We start from the raw sequence: 16,555 nt of genomic DNA on the forward strand, positions 1-16,555 counted from the left end.
CGTAATGCATCGTTAAACTCATCACCAGACCCTCACAAGGCTTATACAACCTATGCATCCACTTCTTCAGCATGACTCCGACACGTTCGGTGATATTCTGCAACAGGCGCGTGATACAGCGGTGTCATTTATTGATTCTCTGCCTGGCCGCTCGACTTGCCCTCCACTGAGTGCGCAGCAACTTAAAGCCGGAGACGATGTTCTGCCCGAGCAAGGCATAGGTGCCGCGGCTGCGATGAACCATTTTTGGGAAAAATATGCAGAAGGTATTTCAGCCAGCGCGGGGCCGCGCTATTTCGGTTTCGTGACCGGCGGGGGGACACCGGCCTCTTTGTCAGCCGACTGGTTGGTCAGCACTATCGACCAAAATGCTCAGCTGAATTTTGATACTGTTTCGCCGGCCATTGAGCTGGCAACCATCAATCAGCTAAAACAGCTACTTGGCCTGCCCGCCGATCAATGCGGCACGTTTGTCAGCGGAGCAACCATGGCGAACGTTGTCAGTATGGCGATTGCCCGTCAGTGGCTCGGCAGGCAGCGTGGAGTCGACATTGCACAGCAGGGTTTGCACGCGCTTGGCCCGCTGCGAGTACTGTCGGCGGCGGCGCATTCGAGCAGTGTGAAAGGTCTCAGTATATTGGGGATCGGCCGCGACGCACTTGAGAATGTCGCCACGCTGCACGGCAGTGAAGCCATTGACCCGCAGGCGTTGGAAGTCGCATTGCAGCAGCAACCGGATGCCCCGACGTTGGTGCTGGCCAGTGCCGGAACCGTCAATACCGTGGCCTTCGATGACATCCTGGCGTTACTTAAACTGCGCGATAAATATGGTTTTTGGTTGCACGTTGATGCTGCTTTTGGCGGTGTGGCGGCAGCCTCAGAGAAATTCGCTCACTTACTTGAAGGCTGGCAACAGGCAGACTCCATTACGGTTGATGCGCATAAATGGCTAAACGTGCCCTATGACAGCGCGATTCAATTTACTCGCGAAGCCCATCTGGCGTTGCAGATTGACGTCTTCCAAAACCATTCGGCGTATCTCATACCACCCAGTGTCCGTCCAGACAATTATCTGCACCTGACGCCGGAAAATTCCCGCCGCTTCCGCGCTTTGCCGGTGTGGATGGCGCTCAAAGCCTACGGACGCGCCGGACTGGCAGAGGTGGTGGAACGCAATGTAGGGCTTGCCGCCCTGTTCGCCCGCCACATTGACGTGATGAAAGGTTTTCGCCTGCTCGCACCGGTGACATTAAATGTGGTCTGTTTTGCGCTCGATGATGCAGATGGCAGTGCGCGGTCAGTCGTGCGCCGCAACCGCTTTCTGAATTTGCTCGACCAGGCGGGCGTAGTGCGCTGCACCTCAACCTCACTCAACGGCAAACCCGGTATGCGTGCTGCGCTGGTTAACTGGATGACCAGTGAGCATGATATTGAACTCACGCTGGCGTCGATCAAAGCCTGCCGCGCGGAGATGTAAACTCAACGTAAGCTTAAAGCTCCAGCAGAAACACCGTTTTGCGATTTTGCAGCGGTGCCCTGCCAATCAGATGACAAAAAAAGATAATGAAATACGACACGTCGGCAAAACCGCACGGGTTGCCGACCGCTTCCACAGAACTACTGATAAAAAATACTGATGGTTTATCACATGCCCAGGCCTGGCCGTCTTAACTATCCACATTGGCATACTGACTGAATGTTCAGTAACAATATTGATGAATAATTTTTAAGCATTTTATGTTTGAATAATAAACCGACTCATCAATTTTTATGAGGGAAATCCTAACGTTTCATTAAACCCTTCCCGCTATGTGATTAGCACCATTAAGAATATTCCCAATCAGTGATGCCTATTGTTGTCCCTTCCCACTCCGTAGCGACTTAAAGCAAATTTAACTGGCTCACACAGGTTGCTATTTCACTAAAAAAAATCCTATGACTGCGCGGACTTTTGTTGCACAAAGATATAAGAAATACACATTTATAGCTTTCATCACCAGCAGTTATATACCACGCAAATATTATGACGAACAGGGATGTCCCATGAGGATTAACGATGCAAACAATAATTTTAGATTCATGCAGTTTTACCTGCCTTGGGCTAGTTCAGTCATTACGCGATAGCGGTATTCAGGCACAAAATGTCAGTTTTGTTCGTACTTTTGAACAGTTAAATTTAAGTCGTCTGGAAAATAAAACCGGGATGGTATTTATCAATGAAGCTTGTTTGCAACCCCATGATGAGAGTAAAGAGCAGATAAGAAATTTAATCAGTCAGTATCCGGAAACGTTGTTCTTTATTTTCATGTCGGAAATGCGGATCCATTTCGAAGAGTATGTATTCGTTAGAAGGAACGTCATTATTTCATCAAAATCAATTAAGACAATGACGCTTAATTTGTTGATTCGTAAATACTTGTATCATCATGATTTAGCAGAACTTGAGTTTGCGATGTTGGATATTACCCCGGTGATGCTCAGCCGCAGCGAGTCCAATACGTTAAAAATGTGGATGTCAGGAGAAGGCACGATTCAAATTTCGGATAAGTTGCACATTAAAGTAAAAACGGTTTCATCCTATAAAGGCAGTATCAAACGTAAAATAAAAACAGCAAATAAACATATTATTTATCACGTCGTGCGCCTGAGCGATCAATTCACCGGCGGCATTTATGTCAACTAGTCGCTATTTTTATCTTAGGGGACAATGCATTAGCAGTGTTCTTTCGCAGATACTACAAAACGACCTGCCGGATTAATAACAAAAGTGAGATCTGGATCCCACTTATAGATTCAATTTCCGCCATGAAATGCCGATAACTGAGGATGACGTTTTTGCGTCACGGCAGGTTTTGCCGTCAGGCAAACCTACATCGTTGTAGCGTGAGCTGCATAATTGCCGCACATGCACGATTAACAGAGCGGAATAATATGGATAATTTCACGACGGAACACGCATTAACCACTGCCAAAAAAAACATCTCTTTTATCAGTAACATTCGTCTGATCACCTTGATCAGTACTATCTTGTCCGGGATCCTGATTTTATTTGCCCTCTCTATTTCTACCTCCAGCTTTTTCCTTAAACAGAGTAATGATGCCCTGGAAAATGCCACCCAGGAGCTGCAAATCCGCCTGGCGCTCTCGAACAGTTCCAACCATCTGCGCACAGCACGCCTGCTATTGATTCAGGCCGCCGCAGCAGCACGTATTGGCGATCAGAAGGTCTTCCAAAAGAACATCAACGATGCCGAAAATCGTATTAAGCAGTCGCAATTGTCGTTCAAGCAATATGCTGACCGCCCGAATAAAACCGCCACCGACCTCAGCCTCGATGAGCCACTGAAAAAATCCTATGATAACTACCTGAAAATCGGCCTGACACCGATGCTCGAGTCAGCACGTCAGGCTCATTTCGAGGAAGTCATTTCTCAGGAAGCAGAAACGGTGCGCGGGCTAGATCAGGACAATAATATCCCTCTGCTGGCGGCCATTGCCTACCGCACCAAAACTGCCAATGAGATTAATCAGAAAGCGCAGTCTGATGCGAAGCTGGGTTATATATTGATGGTGGCTAGTTTCGCGCTGGCGCTGGTGCTGACAATCATCACCTATATTGTGATACGCAAAGTGATCATCACGCCAATCAACCGACTGGTCAGCCGCATTCAGAAAATTGCCGAAGGTGACTTGACCCAACCGGCTGATGGCGCGGGGCGCAATGAAATCGGCGTGTTGAGTAGCAACGTCGACATTATGCAGTCATCGCTTGCCAATACGGTACTGATTGTCCGCGAAGGAGCAACGTCGATTTATCAGGGTTCTACCGAGATAACGTCCGGCAATACGGACTTATCCTCCCGTACCGAGCAGCAAGCCGCTGCGCTGGAGCAAACAGCTGCCAGCATGGAGCAGCTCACCGCTACGGTAAAACTGAATTCTGAAAACGCCCATCACGCCAGCAAACTGGCCGCAGAGGCCTCCGAAAAAGCGCAAAAAGGCGGCGATATTGTCGCGAGCGTGGTCAGTACGATGGAGAATATTTCGCGCAGTTCGACCAAAATTGCAGAAATTACCAGCGTGATTAACAGCATTGCGTTTCAAACCAATATTCTGGCACTGAATGCCGCCGTTGAAGCCGCACGCGCGGGTGAACAGGGTCGTGGTTTTGCCGTCGTGGCCAGCGAAGTGCGCAACCTGGCACAGCGAAGCGCACAGGCTGCGAAAGAAATAGAGTCTTTGATTGAAGAGTCGGTGGATTATGTCGGTGAAGGCAGTCTGCTGGTGGGAGATGCAGGTGACACTATGTATGAAATTGTCACCGCGGTCAGCCATGTTACCGATATTATGGGCGAGATAGCCTCAGCATCTGACGAGCAGAGCCGCGGCATTAGTCAGGTTAGCCTGGCGGTATCAGAAATGGACGGCGTGACCCAGCAGAACGCCTCGCTGGTACAGGAAGCGTCTGCGGCGGCGGCCTCGCTGGAAGAGCAAGCCGAGCGCCTGACCCAAGCCGTGGCAGTGTTCCGCCTTGATGTACGTGCCTCATCACCGTTGAAACACAAGCCGAAGCTGGCTCAGCTGGATGCCAAACGGGCTTCCAAAGCGAGCAGCAACAGCGTTCAGAATTGGGAAAAATTCTAAGTATCGATATCGATAGTGATCGTTAGAAATGACGTTAGACGGGTAGTCGATCCCATTAAGAACAAAAACACCGGATGCAGTCGCCTTCCGGTGTTTTTTTATGGGATCAAGTCAGTGCCGACGCGGGGGTAAGCCGTCACCCCTTATTTGCTTACGACCCGTGGCTCAACGAAGGTGCCATCTTTGCTATCACCTTCATTGAAGAACCAGATGCCTGCCGGATAGTCGTCCAGCGACACCAGATACATCACGCCCTCGTAAAACTCTTCAACTGCCAGAACCTTACCTTCGCGACGCGGACCGCCGTCAGTTTTTACCGTAACCAGATCGTTAACTTTCATCGAGTTATCCTATCATTTTCAATGCTGTTGATTGTAGTACAGAATCTGTCAAAACAGCACGTATACCAAGACTTTGCCAAACGATCTGAGGTACGACGTTTGGCAAAATTCAGGCATAAAAAAACCCGCATATGCGGGTTTTTGTAATCTACGTTAATGTGCTGTAAACAGCGCAGAAGCGAGATTAGATAGCGGTTACGTTTGCCGCAGACGGACCTTTAGCACCGTTCTCGATAGAGAACTGTACATTCTGGCCTTCAGCCAGGGTCTTGAAACCTTGATCCTGGATAGCAGAGAAGTGTACGAACACATCTTTGCTGCCGTCAGCAGGAGTGATGAAGCCAAAGCCTTTAGACTCGTTAAACCACTTAACCTGACCTTTCATCATTGACATAAGAATTACCTTTTATATAAAAATTTCGCCACCATGGGCATGTTATAGCCGGATTTCAGTCGTTACTTATGGAGGCACTAAGAAGGAAATTCGTCAGATCAGTGTTATCATGGATAACTCATTACATTTGAACAACTTTACTCAGGATGTCGTGCATAAATAGGTCTGTACCACAGGCCGGGATGTATTTACTCATGATGGCCCATTAATAGCAACTCTTTTTATCTAATAATCTTTGCAAACCCCATAAAATGGTGGTTTAAGCATCACCTTGCTCGTTCCTTGTGCGATTAATCGATTTTTATCAATATGTTGAACGTAAACAGTTGAGAATTTTGCGCCGTAGTTTACGCAAAAAAATGCATCCGATTGATGTATCCGGTGACAATGCCGAATAAGAAGGCGAATTCCGGCCGGATTCCGCACAATGAAGTCACGCACATAAAAAAACGCCGACCACGCATAGTGGGCGACGCTTCTTTGTCTGCACGCTGTGCCTGAAGCGGTTTAATCCATTAATTCAGAAACGGCTTTGCGCACATACGCTGTGATTTGCGCTACGTCTTCCGCATCGGCGTTACCACCGCCAATGGAGCGAACAGTGTTCTCAAGATGGCCAATATCCTGTTCAACTTTCTTGGCAATTTGGACCTTCACGATGGTATCGACCGAAGAAATAAATGCCCGCATCACCGCTTTCAGCGCATAAATTTCACAAAATGAGTCATAGGCAGGCTTGTCAGCTGGTACTGCAGCGACAATTTGTGCACGCGGCGGAAGGTTTTTTAGACCATCCACATGTTCAATCATCAGATCAATATCTCTGATCAATTCATCAAAATTCTTTGCCACTGATTTTCCTTCGCTCGGCGAAAGCCGAAGAATACCACCGCCGGCACCCAGCGAAAAGCCAGCAAGACAGGGAAGATGAAATTTCAGCACGCAATGATTTCGTGAGGCCGATTTAGTCTAAACATGACATTGCACCTCTCAAGGCGCATAACGAAGAAACCCGCCAAAAGGCGGGCTTCAGCTAGCGCAGCAATCGCGTTTAACTTAATTAAACACCATGCCGCCGTCGATCAATAATGACTGACCGGTCATGTAATCGGAATCTGGACCGGCGAGGTAAGACACACACCCTGCCACATCTTCCGGCTCGGACAAACGCTTCAGAGTAATGTTTTTAGAAAACTCAGCGGTACCGTAACCTACTGGTTTACCCGCTGCTTTGGACACCTGACGATCAATCTCTTCCCACATCGGCGTTTTCACGATGCCCGGACAGTAACCATTAACCGTAATACCCAGTGGAGCCAGATCGCGCGCAGCGGTTTGAGTCAGCCCGCGAACGGCAAATTTGCTCGAGCTGTAGATCGCCAATTCTGGGTTCCCGACATGCCCGGCCTGCGAACAGGCATTAATGATTTTCCCGCCGTGATTGAGAGATTTAAACGCTTTGATTGCCGCCTGCATACCCCAGATAACGCCTTTCACATTGATGTTGTACACGCGGTCTATGATTTCTGGCGTGATATCTTCAATCAACGTGGTGGGCGCAATACCGGCGTTATTGATGATGACGTCAAATCCGCCCAGTTGGGTTTTCGCCGCTTCGACGGCGGCAAACACCTGGTCGCGGTCCGACACATCAGCCAGATGGGCAATGGCACGTCCACCTGCATTATTAATCTCTTCCGCCACTTGTTTGGCCGTTTCCGCGTTAAAATCTACCACGGCGACGGCAAAACCGTCTTTTGCCAGCCGCAACGCAATTGCTCTACCGATCCCTTGTCCTGCTCCTGTTACTAACGCCACTTTTCCATGATCAGACATACAACGTATCCTCTATGTATTGGGTTTCAGGTACTTTTCATACAAATCAGGCAACCCCGCCCGATAATTCTTGTTGAGAAGTCGGGAATAGTCTTACGCCCCTAAAGGAGTAGGCGCAAATATTAACCACGGAAAGTAACTACTGTCACAACGCCAAAAATAATAAGCGTAACTCTGGGCGTGCAGCGGTGTGATGTTGCTAACCCTGCTCAGCATCCTGTTCGGCGTACTAAAAAAAACGCCTGTGGGCAAAAAACCACAGGCGCATCTCGACGCATTCTTACACTATCCGCTCAAAGTTACGCGTTTTTAAGCGAAGCCATGTCCACCACGAAACGGTATTTCACGTCGCTTTTCAGCATACGTTCATACGCGCCGTTGATGTCTTGCATGTCGATCATTTCGACGTCACAACCAATATTGTGCTCGGCACAGAAATCCAACATTTCCTGAGTTTCCGCGATACCACCAATCAGTGAGCCGGCCACGGTTTTACGGCCCATGATCAGTGCACCACTGTGCAGTGCAGGCTCAATAGGCTCGACCAACCCAACCAGAATATGGGTTCCGTCACGTTTAAGGGTTTCAAGATACGGGTTCAGATCGTGCTGGTTTGGCACGGTATCAAGGATGAAGTCGAAGTGGTTTTTAACCGCTTCCATCTGTTTTGCATCCGTTGACAGCACGACGTGATCTGCGCCCAGACGGTATGCTTCCTGTTCTTTGCCTGCGGAACGGGTGAACAAAGTCACGTCAGCGCCCAGCGCTTTAGCAAATTTCAGACCCATATGGCCAAGACCGCCCAAACCGACGACAGCCACTTTATGGCCTTTACCAATTTTCCAGTGCTTCAGCGGTGAATAGGTTGTGATACCAGCACACAACAGTGGCGCAGCGGATTTGATATCCAATTTGTCAGACACGCGCAGCACGAACTTCTCAGCGACCACGATCTGCTCGGAATAACCGCCATAGGTCATCATGTTGTCATGACGATCGTAGCTGTTATAGGTCATGGTCGCGCCTTCTTCACAGTACTGTTCCAGGCTTTCTGCGCAGGACTCACAGTGCTGACAAGAATCGACCATACAACCGACACCGACGGTATCGCCGACGCTGAAGCCTTTTACGCTGGCGCCGACTTTAGTGATACGGCCGATCACTTCGTGCCCTGGCACCATCGGATAGATACTTTGATGCCATTCATTACGTGCCTGGTGAATGTCTGAATGACAAACACCACAATACAAAATGTCGATAACGACGTCGGTATCACGCGGGTCGCGGCGTACAAAATTATGGGGTGCCAACGGCGCATCAGCGGACGTTGCAGCAAAACCTCGGACGTTAAGGGTCATCAGTTTTCTCCTGAGGGGTGATCAATAGACGAAATTCGTCAGCGCAAGGTGCGCTGACGTTAAGAAGTATGGACCACGGAAAGATAAAATCGTTATAACGATCCTCGCCATTACTTGCCTGAATCTGTTTTTTTCAGGATATATGGCTAAGGTCAGCACAGCGACGTGGCAGGAATGGCACGTCGCTGGCGGCAAGGGGGAGGATTAACCGAGAAAGGCGCTCAGATCAAACGGGCAGCTTTCAGCTCACTTTTCAGATACGCGTAATAAATCGGCGCGGCAACCACACCCGGCAAACCAAAGGCCGACTCAAAAATAAGCATCGCCAGCAGGACTTCCCACGACTTGGCGTTGATTCGTGTCCCGACAATCCGCGCATTAAGAAAATATTCTACCTTGTGGATCACAATCAGGTACGCCAGCACCAGCGCGCCTACCCATAAAGAGAGAGACAGGCCGACGATGAAAATGACCGTATTGGAAATCAGATTACCAATCACCGGCAATAGTCCGCAGACGAAGGTGAATACCACCAAGGTTTTTGCCAGCGGCAGGTGAATATCAAACAGCGGTAAAATACCAAACAAGAAAATGCCCGAGAGCACGGTGTTGATAAGTGAAATCTGAAACTGAGCGAAAACTACGTTGCGGAATGCATCTCCCAGCAGGCGGATACGCTGCAGCAAATCACTTTTCAGTGGCGCATGCTGCGCTTCCTTATCGTAACGTTGCAGGGAAACAATGGCCCCTAAAATCATACCAATTAGCATGGTGACAAAAGCATGTGCTGCGTTTTTCCCGACGGTCTGGATCATCGCAACGTGCTGACGTAGCCACTGCAGGAACTCACGCTGCAACTCCTCTATATTGGCTGGCATATAGTGCAGCATCACGGGTGAAATCCGGCTTTGTGCATCCGTTAGCAACCGGGAAACCATCGCGTTGAATGCCGCTGGGTTTCTCACATCTTGCATGAGAAAATTGGTGATCCCCACGACTGCCATAATCAGTGCACTAACCACGATGGTGCTGATCAACGCCACCACCAGCCAGCGGGCGCGCTCACCGCTGATAACTTTCTGGAAGTGCGGTGTCAGCCCATTGACCAGTTCGTACACTACAAAACCAGCGATAAAACACGCAAGTAAATGCAGAGGAAGAATAAGTAACAAACCGCCCATCACGATAAACAAACTGAGCCAGCGGATGTGATGCGATCTCATTAATTGCATTGCCTGCATCCTTAACATTCAATTGCCGGTCATCGTCCCGCTTCTTCGGTCAACATCCCGACCGATATCATAGCACTGTTGTTTCTTAGGGCATTGCGTACGCCGGTGAAACCGATAAGAAATTTTTGACACTCATCCACAGTCTTTTATCATAGGCATCAACCCTAATGAACAATCAATGTTTATAAAAATCTTAGTCATAGGCGAAAAAGATGTCAGAACTGATCCGCGAGAAACTGTCCCTTCCCAATGGACACAATAGATTATTACTTCACTCCTGTTGTGCACCCTGCTCCGGCGAAGTAATGGAAGCTATTCAGGCTTCTGGTATTGAGTACACTATTTTTTTCTATAACCCAAATATTCATCCACAAAAAGAATATACGCTGCGTAAAGAAGAGAATATGCGCTTCGCCGAGCAGCACGGCATTCCTTTTATTGATGCGGACTACGACAGCGATAATTGGTTTGAACGCGCGCGCGGCATGGAAAAAGAACCTGAGCGCGGTATTCGTTGCACCATGTGTTTTGATATGCGATTTGAGCGAACGGCCTTGTATGCTTTTGAACATGGCTTCAGCGCAATGACCAGCTGTCTCGGTATCTCACGCTGGAAAGATATGAAGCAGATCACCGGATGTGGCGTGCGCGCCGCCGCGCCCTATCCGGGCATGGTCTACTGGGACTATAACTGGCGCAAGCAAGGCGGCTCAGCGCGTATGGTAGAAATCAGCAAACGTGAGCGCTTCTATCAGCAGGAATATTGCGGCTGTGTCTATTCGCTGCGCGACAGCAACCTGCACCGAAAATCCCAGGGCCGCGATCTGATCAAGCTTGGCGTCAAATACTACGGTGACGAAGACGACGAATAAGTTTTTTCGCCCCTCTTTTGGATAAGACCCGGTTAAGTGAACGGGTTAATCTCACTGGTATATTGCCAAATGCTCCGCCAAATGAACTCATCTCACGCTTAAGGGCAGTTATTTATTCTGCCGCGTGTCCCTGTAACCTAAATAAACCTTGCCAGCCCTTCTGTATGGCATAAAGCCTGAGCCTTGCACTCGGCAAACGTGCTTGATACTTTCCGACCCAGGGCGTTCATTATTCGATATCAATCTAATTAATAACTTAAAGTTATTATAAATTTTTTGGACGCTTAAAAAATATAAAGACAAGTGACTTTTTGGGTCGACAAACACCTTATAGAAAACAGGGGTAATAAGCATGTGGGTACTAATAGGCATCCCGATCGTAGTGCTGGGCTTTGCACTACGTTTTAATCCACTGCTGGTGGTCACTATCGCGGGTATTTCAACCGGTATTGCCGGAGGAATGCAGACGGTAGAAATTATCAGCGCGTTCGGCAAAGCCTTTGCTGACAACCGTTATATGGGTCTCATCTGGCTGACATTGCCAGTCATTGCATTACTTGAGCGTAATGGATTGAAAGAGCAGGCCAGCCATCTGATTTCAAAAATTCACGCCGCCACCACCGGCCGCGTTCTGATGCTCTACTTTTTTTTGCGCCAGATGACTGCAGCGCTGGGTCTGAACTCACTCGGCGGCCACGCTCAGATGGTTCGCCCGCTAATAGCACCGATGGCAGAAGCCGCCGCCGTTACAAAATACGGTGATCTGCCAAGCGATGTACGCCAGAAAATCCGCGCCAATGCGGCCGCCGTGGACAACATTGCGGTATTCTTTGGTGAAGATATCTTCATCGCCGTGCAGTCCATCTTGTTGATCAAAGGCTTCCTTGAACAAAACGGCATTTCCGTCGAACCTCTGCACCTGTCGGTCTGGGCGATCCCAACCGCTATCGCCGCGTTAATCATTCACTTTATCCGCCTCTGGCTGCTTGACCGCTCGCTGGCAAAACGTTTTGACAGCCAGCACGGGGGCGTTGCGCCATGATCAATCTTCAATCACTTTATATTCTGGCAGGCCTGCTGTTTTGCGGCTTCGCGATTTTCAATCTGAAAGATAAAACCAACAGCCGCCGCTGGATCAACGCGCTGTTTTGGGGCGCTTATGGCGTTACCTTTTTGTTCGGCGGTGTACTGCCCCATTTTGTCACCGGCTGTCTGGCAATTCTGCTGGCGGTGATTGCCGGCACCGGCAAACTCGGCAAGGGGAAAACGGATACTGAACAGCCCGCAGCGGTCGCCCAGCGAGAATCTGGTGCCTCGCTTTACCGCAATAAACTGTTCATACCTGCTCTGCTAATCCCTGTCGTGACCCTCATCGGCACGCTGACCCTGAAATACACCCCACTGGTGGAAGCAAAAAATGTCACGCTGATCTCTCTGGTTCTGGGAACTCTGGTGGCTTTCGTGGTGGCGCTAGCGATGTTGCGCGACTCACCGCTCAAAGCCATCCGGGCCGGTGGACAAATGATGGATACCGTCGGCTGGGCCGCTATTTTGCCGCAGATGCTGGCAGCCCTCGGCGCGCTATTTGCACTGGCTGGCGTTGGTGGCGTAGTAGCAGATCTGGTCAAAAATGTGATTCCTCTGGGCTCACCGCTGGCAATAGTCGTTGCCTACACCTTCGGTATGGCCTTGTTCACCATCATTATGGGTAACGGTTTTGCTGCATTCCCGGTGATGACCGCCGGTATCGGCCTGCCGCTTATCGTTAACCAGCTCGGCGGTAACCCTGCCATCATGGGCGCTATCGGTATGCTTTCCGGCTTCTGCGGTACGCTGATGACACCAATGGCAGCGAATTTCAATATTGTTCCGGCAGCACTGCTTGAGCTCCAGGACAAAAATGGCGTTATCAAAGCACAGTGGCTGACAGGTGCCCTGTTGCTACTGGTCAATACCGCGCTGATGTACCTGTTAGTGTTTCGCTTTTAACGCCTGAAACAGAGAAGAGAAAAATGACAATGCATATGACGCCAGCAATGGCGTCTCGTTTTGCCCTGATGGCACTGGATCATCTGAACCGCGAATTCCCTAACAAACTGATGCACGCGATGAGCAGTCCGCAGGACGCCAAAACACCGCGAGAGCTGCACCCGATTTTTTACGGCAGCTACGACTGGCACTCTTGTGTACACGGTTATTGGTTGCTGCTGAAGCTGGTAGACCGCTACCCACAGTTACCGCAGGCGGCAGAAATTATTGACGTGGTTGACCGGCACTTTACGGTAAAAAATGTTGCGGGCGAAATGGAGTATCTGCAACAGCCGCAGCATGCCGGTTTCGAGCGACCTTATGGCTGGGCGTGGTTCCTCGCGCTGACTCAACAGCTGAATAGCATGTCACTGCCACAAGCCGCGGGCTGGGCGAACAACCTTGCGCCAATGAGCCATTTTTTCGAAAACTGTTTCAGCGAATTTTTACCCAAGGCCACTTATCCGCTGCGCGTCGGCAGCCATTTCAATACAGCATTCGCCCTGTCGCTGACCCTGGACTACTCACGCAGCATCAACCACACCGCTTTAAATACGCTGATTGAAGAAACCGCCCGTGGCTGGCATTTAAAGGATGTGAACTGTCAGGCGTGGGAGCCAGGTGGCGACGAGTTTTTATCCCCGTCATTAATGGAAGCAGAACTGATGCGTCGGGTACTGCCACGAGAGGCGTTTATAATATGGTTTGGTGAATTTCTGCCGGATTTGGCACGGTGCCAACCTGCGGCACTTTTTACCCCAGCGACGGTGACAGACAGGACAGACGGTAAAATCGGTCATCTTGACGGACTGAACCTCAGCCGCGCATGGTGCCAGCGATCGCTGGCAGCAGTCCTACCGGCAGGTGACCCTCGCATAGCCCCACTGCATGATAGCGCAGAGCGGCATTTATCCAGCGCGATGGCGCATCTCGACGCCGATTACATGGGGCAACACTGGCTCGCTACCTTTGCGTTGCTGGCGCTGGAAGCCTGACTTAACGACGTGCGGGAGGTTAGCGAATGATCCCGCGCTTCGAAAGATCGAAGAATTCATTAAAGCAGCACAGTAGCGGGTACTCCTCGCTAAGTCGCAGGACTTCTGATTTAACATCATCGATCGCCACGCGGTCATGAAACAGCTTGGCATAAATTGACAACAATATTCGCTTCAGTGGCAAATTGGCGTTCATAAAGGTCAACGCCAGGGCGTTAAATCCTTCAAGTACTGCATGGTTACCGCTGGCGCAGACATAGGGTGGAACATCCTGCACTACGGCGGACTGATCGGCTATCAGCGCTCCCTGACCAATCACACAGAATTGATGAATCGCACTCATTGAGCCAATCTGGGCGAAATCACCGACCACTACGTGTCCGGCCAGCCCACTGTTGTCACCAATTAGTGTCGAATTTCCCACCACACAATCATGTCCAATATGCACATTGCATAACAACCGATTATGGTTACCGATCCATGTACTTTTCGCGCCCTGCAGAGTGCCGCAATGAATAGTGGAGTTTTTACCAATCTGGTTGTCGTCACCAATCACCACGGTGGTAGGTTCGCCACGGAATTTCAGATCCTGATTGATTTCGCCTATCGACGCAAACTGGCCGATAACGTTGTTGCGGCCGATACGGGTGTGACCATTAATCACAGAATGGGAGGCAATGATCGAACCGTCGCCGATCACGACATTAGCCTCGATGACGCAAAATGCACCAATACGAACATGGGCCCCCAGAGTGGCACCGGTGGCAATAACAGAGTTACTTGCCACGATAGCAGTGATTGAAATCAACGCAAAAGCCTCCAGACACCTGCAAAATAGGCATCAGTGATCGTCTTCACAAAAGGAAAATCGACAGAAAATTGGAGTCGCGCTGAAAAAACAGAAAGGCATTCAGAAAGCACGCAGTGTGTATGCCGGTCAATTCATCTGACCATTTTATTGCACACGTCACTCAGCATACGTTGGGCGAACAGCTAAGTGGCTATTTTATATTTTTTTTATTTTATGAACTTTATCTCTCCTGGAAAACCTGTGCATAAGGATTAAGGCTTTCTTAAGCTTGCGCAATTAGGATCTCAGTCATCCTGATGGTGTCATCCCATTTTTTACCTGACCGTCCGCTTTTGATGTTAATTCATTCAGCGAATTGCCTTTTAGTTGGAGTTATTTTTTGCGCAAATTCACGCCTAGAGTCAGTTACCTTTCTCTGACTTTACTTTTGAGTCTCTATTTTGTCTTCGTCGTTAACTTTCCGATTTTGTTGCATTTTTACCGGATTCTTCACGCGCTTCCTGCCTTTAGTATCGGTTTTGCCATCACTATTCCGCTGGTGCTCTTCGCCGCGCTGAATTTCGTCTTCACGCTTTTCAGTTTTCGACCATTACTTAAACCTTTCTTTATCATCATTCTGCAGGTCAGCGCACTGGCCAGTTACGCGATGTACGAGTACCAGATCATTTTTGATCGCGGGATGATAGAGAACATTCTCGAAACCCAACAGAGTGAAGCCACGTCATATCTGAATATTTCAGTCGTGCTGTGGTTCTTGCTGACCGGCGTGTTGCCTGCAGTCCTGCTGTTTTTCACTCCGGTAAAATACGAAAAGACCGCGCTTCAACGTCTGGGAGTTCGCCTGTTATCGATGGTGCTATCCCTGCTGGTGGTGGCCTCGGTTGCCGGCGTTTATTACAAGGATTACGCGTCAGTCGGACGAAATAACCGCACGCTCAATCTTGAAATTGTACCGACTAATTATCTATACAGCGCCTTCCAGTACTACAACCACCGCTACTTTACCCACACCGGACCTTTCCAGAACATCGGCAATGACGCAAAACGAGTTCAGCAACCGGGCCAGAAACCGACCCTGCTGTTCCTGGTCATCGGCGAAACGGCGCGCGCTCAGAACCAGTCTTACAACGGCTATGACCGACCGACCAACGAATTCACGCAAAAGGTGTCGGACGTAGCCTATTTCAGTCATACCAGCTCGTGCGGAACGGCAACGGCCGTGTCCGTTCCCTGCATGTTCTCAAACATGAAGCGGGTAGACTTCGACAACAACCGCGCCCGTAATAGCGAAGGCGTACTGGACATCGTGCAGAAAGCTGGGGTTTCCGTTTTCTGGAAAGACAATGATGAAGGCTGTAAAGGCGTGTGTGACCGGGTGTCGAATGAGATCATCAGCACCACCAAAGATGGCAAGTATTGTGACGGAGATACCTGTTACGACATGGCATTACTCAACAACATTGATGCCGACATTAAAAATGACGGTAAGAGTACGCTGATTGCACTGCACCTGATAGGCAGCCACGGTCCAACCTACTACAAACGTTACCCGCCAGAATTCCGCACTTTTATGCCGGACTGTCCGCGTAGCGACATTGAGAACTGCTCGCATGAACAGTTGGTCAATACCTATGACAACACACTGCACTACACTGATTATGTGGTGTCACAAATCATCGAAAAGGCCAGACAGTATCAGGACAAATACAACGTAGCGGTGATCTACCTCTCCGATCACGGTGAATCCCTGGGGGAAAATGGCCTGTATTTGCATGGCACCCCTTACAGCATCGCCCCGGCAGAGCAAACCCATGTGCCGATGCTGTTCTGGCTCTCGCCCGGTTATGTCGAAGCCAACGGCATCAATCTGCAGTGTCTGAAACACAAAGGCACCCAAGCCAATGTGTCTCAGGACAACCTGTTCCATACCGTGCTGGATGCCATGAACGTACAGACTTCCGAACTTGATCCGCAGTTGAACATCTTGCGCGATTGCAAAACAGGTTAATAGCAGCGCTAGCTAAAAGCGGGTTTCACTTACGCT

General features: G+C 49.6%; 15 protein-coding genes. 8 read left to right on the forward strand and 7 right to left on the reverse strand.

Annotated features, from left to right (window positions below; genetic code table 11):
* The first annotated feature begins 52 nt into the window (after positions 1 to 52).
* From ACMV8I_RS07095 to ACMV8I_RS07105, 3 genes are all read left to right on the forward strand, one after another.
* Positions 53 to 1,477 carry a pyridoxal phosphate-dependent decarboxylase family protein gene (locus tag ACMV8I_RS07095; protein ID WP_498864466.1) on the forward strand — a complete coding sequence of 475 codons (1,425 nt, stop codon included), beginning with the start codon at positions 53 to 55 and terminating at the stop codon, positions 1,475 to 1,477.
* Positions 1,478 to 2,056: 579 nt separating this feature from the next.
* Positions 2,057 to 2,683, forward strand: coding sequence for a transcriptional regulator RcsA (gene rcsA, locus ACMV8I_RS07100; protein WP_498864467.1), 627 nt, complete (start codon positions 2,057 to 2,059; stop codon positions 2,681 to 2,683).
* Positions 2,684 to 2,931: 248 nt separating this feature from the next.
* Entirely contained in the window at positions 2,932 to 4,644 is a 1,713-nt protein-coding gene (locus ACMV8I_RS07105) for a methyl-accepting chemotaxis protein (protein ID WP_498864468.1), read from the forward strand.
* A 143-nt stretch (positions 4,645 to 4,787) separates the two neighbouring features.
* Here ACMV8I_RS07105 and dsrB read toward each other — a convergent pair whose 3' ends face one another.
* The 6 genes from dsrB to ACMV8I_RS07135 all read right to left on the reverse strand — a co-directional run bounded on the left by dsrB (position 4,788) and on the right by ACMV8I_RS07135 (position 9,805).
* Positions 4,788 to 4,985, reverse strand: coding sequence for a protein DsrB (gene dsrB, locus ACMV8I_RS07110; RefSeq protein WP_498864469.1), 198 nt, complete (start codon positions 4,983 to 4,985; stop codon positions 4,788 to 4,790).
* Between the two features lie 184 nt (positions 4,986 to 5,169).
* On the reverse strand, positions 5,170 to 5,379 hold the full coding sequence (cspE, locus tag ACMV8I_RS07115; RefSeq protein ID WP_034789491.1) for a transcription antiterminator/RNA stability regulator CspE: 210 nt from the start codon (positions 5,377 to 5,379) through the stop codon (positions 5,170 to 5,172).
* Positions 5,380 to 5,886: 507 nt separating this feature from the next.
* Positions 5,887 to 6,231, reverse strand: a complete 345-nt coding sequence (locus ACMV8I_RS07120) for a hypothetical protein (RefSeq protein WP_498864750.1) — start codon at positions 6,229 to 6,231, stop codon at positions 5,887 to 5,889.
* A 204-nt stretch (positions 6,232 to 6,435) separates the two neighbouring features.
* Positions 6,436 to 7,215 (reverse strand): (S)-acetoin forming diacetyl reductase, encoded by a 780-nt coding sequence (locus ACMV8I_RS07125; RefSeq protein WP_498864470.1) that lies wholly within the window; start codon positions 7,213 to 7,215, stop codon positions 6,436 to 6,438.
* Between the two features lie 299 nt (positions 7,216 to 7,514).
* Entirely contained in the window at positions 7,515 to 8,573 is a 1,059-nt protein-coding gene (locus tag ACMV8I_RS07130) for an NAD(P)-dependent alcohol dehydrogenase (protein WP_498864471.1), read from the reverse strand.
* Between the two features lie 221 nt (positions 8,574 to 8,794).
* Complete coding sequence (locus ACMV8I_RS07135) at positions 8,795 to 9,805, reverse strand: AI-2E family transporter (RefSeq protein ID WP_498864472.1); 1,011 nt, start codon at positions 9,803 to 9,805, stop codon at positions 8,795 to 8,797.
* A 212-nt stretch (positions 9,806 to 10,017) separates the two neighbouring features.
* On the opposite strand from ACMV8I_RS07135, the gene ACMV8I_RS07140 reads away from it, so the two are divergent.
* The 4 genes from ACMV8I_RS07140 to ACMV8I_RS07155 all read left to right on the forward strand — a co-directional run bounded on the left by ACMV8I_RS07140 (position 10,018) and on the right by ACMV8I_RS07155 (position 13,700).
* A complete protein-coding gene (locus ACMV8I_RS07140) occupies positions 10,018 to 10,677 on the forward strand; it encodes an epoxyqueuosine reductase QueH (protein WP_498864473.1) in 660 nt (219 codons plus the stop codon).
* A gap of 352 nt (positions 10,678 to 11,029) precedes the next feature.
* Entirely contained in the window at positions 11,030 to 11,719 is a 690-nt protein-coding gene (locus ACMV8I_RS07145) for a DUF969 domain-containing protein (protein WP_498864474.1), read from the forward strand.
* On the forward strand, positions 11,719 to 12,666 hold the full coding sequence (locus ACMV8I_RS07150; RefSeq protein WP_498864751.1) for a DUF979 domain-containing protein: 948 nt from the start codon (positions 11,719 to 11,721) through the stop codon (positions 12,664 to 12,666). Before ACMV8I_RS07145 ends, ACMV8I_RS07150 begins: the two co-directional genes overlap by 1 nt.
* A 29-nt stretch (positions 12,667 to 12,695) precedes the next feature.
* Positions 12,696 to 13,700: a DUF2891 domain-containing protein gene (locus ACMV8I_RS07155; RefSeq protein WP_498864752.1), complete on the forward strand. Its 1,005-nt coding sequence runs from the start codon at positions 12,696 to 12,698 to the stop codon at positions 13,698 to 13,700.
* Positions 13,701 to 13,719: 19 nt separating this feature from the next.
* Here the strand turns inward: ACMV8I_RS07155 and lpxA are convergent, their stop codons facing one another.
* On the reverse strand, positions 13,720 to 14,508 hold the full coding sequence (gene lpxA / locus ACMV8I_RS07160) for an acyl-ACP--UDP-N-acetylglucosamine O-acyltransferase (protein WP_498864475.1): 789 nt from the start codon (positions 14,506 to 14,508) through the stop codon (positions 13,720 to 13,722).
* Positions 14,509 to 14,890: 382 nt separating this feature from the next.
* Here lpxA and ACMV8I_RS07165 point away from each other — a divergent pair, with 382 nt between their 5' ends.
* Positions 14,891 to 16,519 carry a phosphoethanolamine transferase gene (locus ACMV8I_RS07165; protein ID WP_498864476.1) on the forward strand — a complete coding sequence of 543 codons (1,629 nt, stop codon included), beginning with the start codon at positions 14,891 to 14,893 and terminating at the stop codon, positions 16,517 to 16,519.
* Positions 16,520 to 16,555: the final 36 nt, after the last annotated feature.

Origin of the sequence: Ewingella sp. S1.OA.A_B6 (genome assembly GCF_049889095.1) — a bacterium.
Classification (GTDB): domain Bacteria; phylum Pseudomonadota; class Gammaproteobacteria; order Enterobacterales; family Enterobacteriaceae; genus Ewingella.

Bases quoted from the DNA above. Each gene is read 5' to 3' on its own strand.
- ACMV8I_RS07095 (WP_498864466.1), top strand. From the start codon at position 53: ATGCATCCACTTCTTCAGCATGACTCCGACACGTTCGGTGATATTCTG.
- rcsA (WP_498864467.1), top strand. From the start codon at position 2,057: ATGCAAACAATAATTTTAGATTCATGCAGTTTTACCTGCCTTGGGCTA.
- ACMV8I_RS07105 (WP_498864468.1), top strand. From the start codon at position 2,932: ATGGATAATTTCACGACGGAACACGCATTAACCACTGCCAAAAAAAAC.
- dsrB (WP_498864469.1), bottom strand. From the start codon at position 4,985: ATGAAAGTTAACGATCTGGTTACGGTAAAAACTGACGGCGGTCCGCGT.
- cspE (WP_034789491.1), bottom strand. From the start codon at position 5,379: ATGTCAATGATGAAAGGTCAGGTTAAGTGGTTTAACGAGTCTAAAGGC.
- ACMV8I_RS07125 (WP_498864470.1), bottom strand. From the start codon at position 7,215: ATGTCTGATCATGGAAAAGTGGCGTTAGTAACAGGAGCAGGACAAGGG.
- ACMV8I_RS07130 (WP_498864471.1), bottom strand. From the start codon at position 8,573: ATGACCCTTAACGTCCGAGGTTTTGCTGCAACGTCCGCTGATGCGCCG.
- ACMV8I_RS07135 (WP_498864472.1), bottom strand. From the start codon at position 9,805: ATGCAATTAATGAGATCGCATCACATCCGCTGGCTCAGTTTGTTTATC.
- ACMV8I_RS07140 (WP_498864473.1), top strand. From the start codon at position 10,018: ATGTCAGAACTGATCCGCGAGAAACTGTCCCTTCCCAATGGACACAAT.
- ACMV8I_RS07145 (WP_498864474.1), top strand. From the start codon at position 11,030: ATGTGGGTACTAATAGGCATCCCGATCGTAGTGCTGGGCTTTGCACTA.
- ACMV8I_RS07155 (WP_498864752.1), top strand. From the start codon at position 12,696: ATGCATATGACGCCAGCAATGGCGTCTCGTTTTGCCCTGATGGCACTG.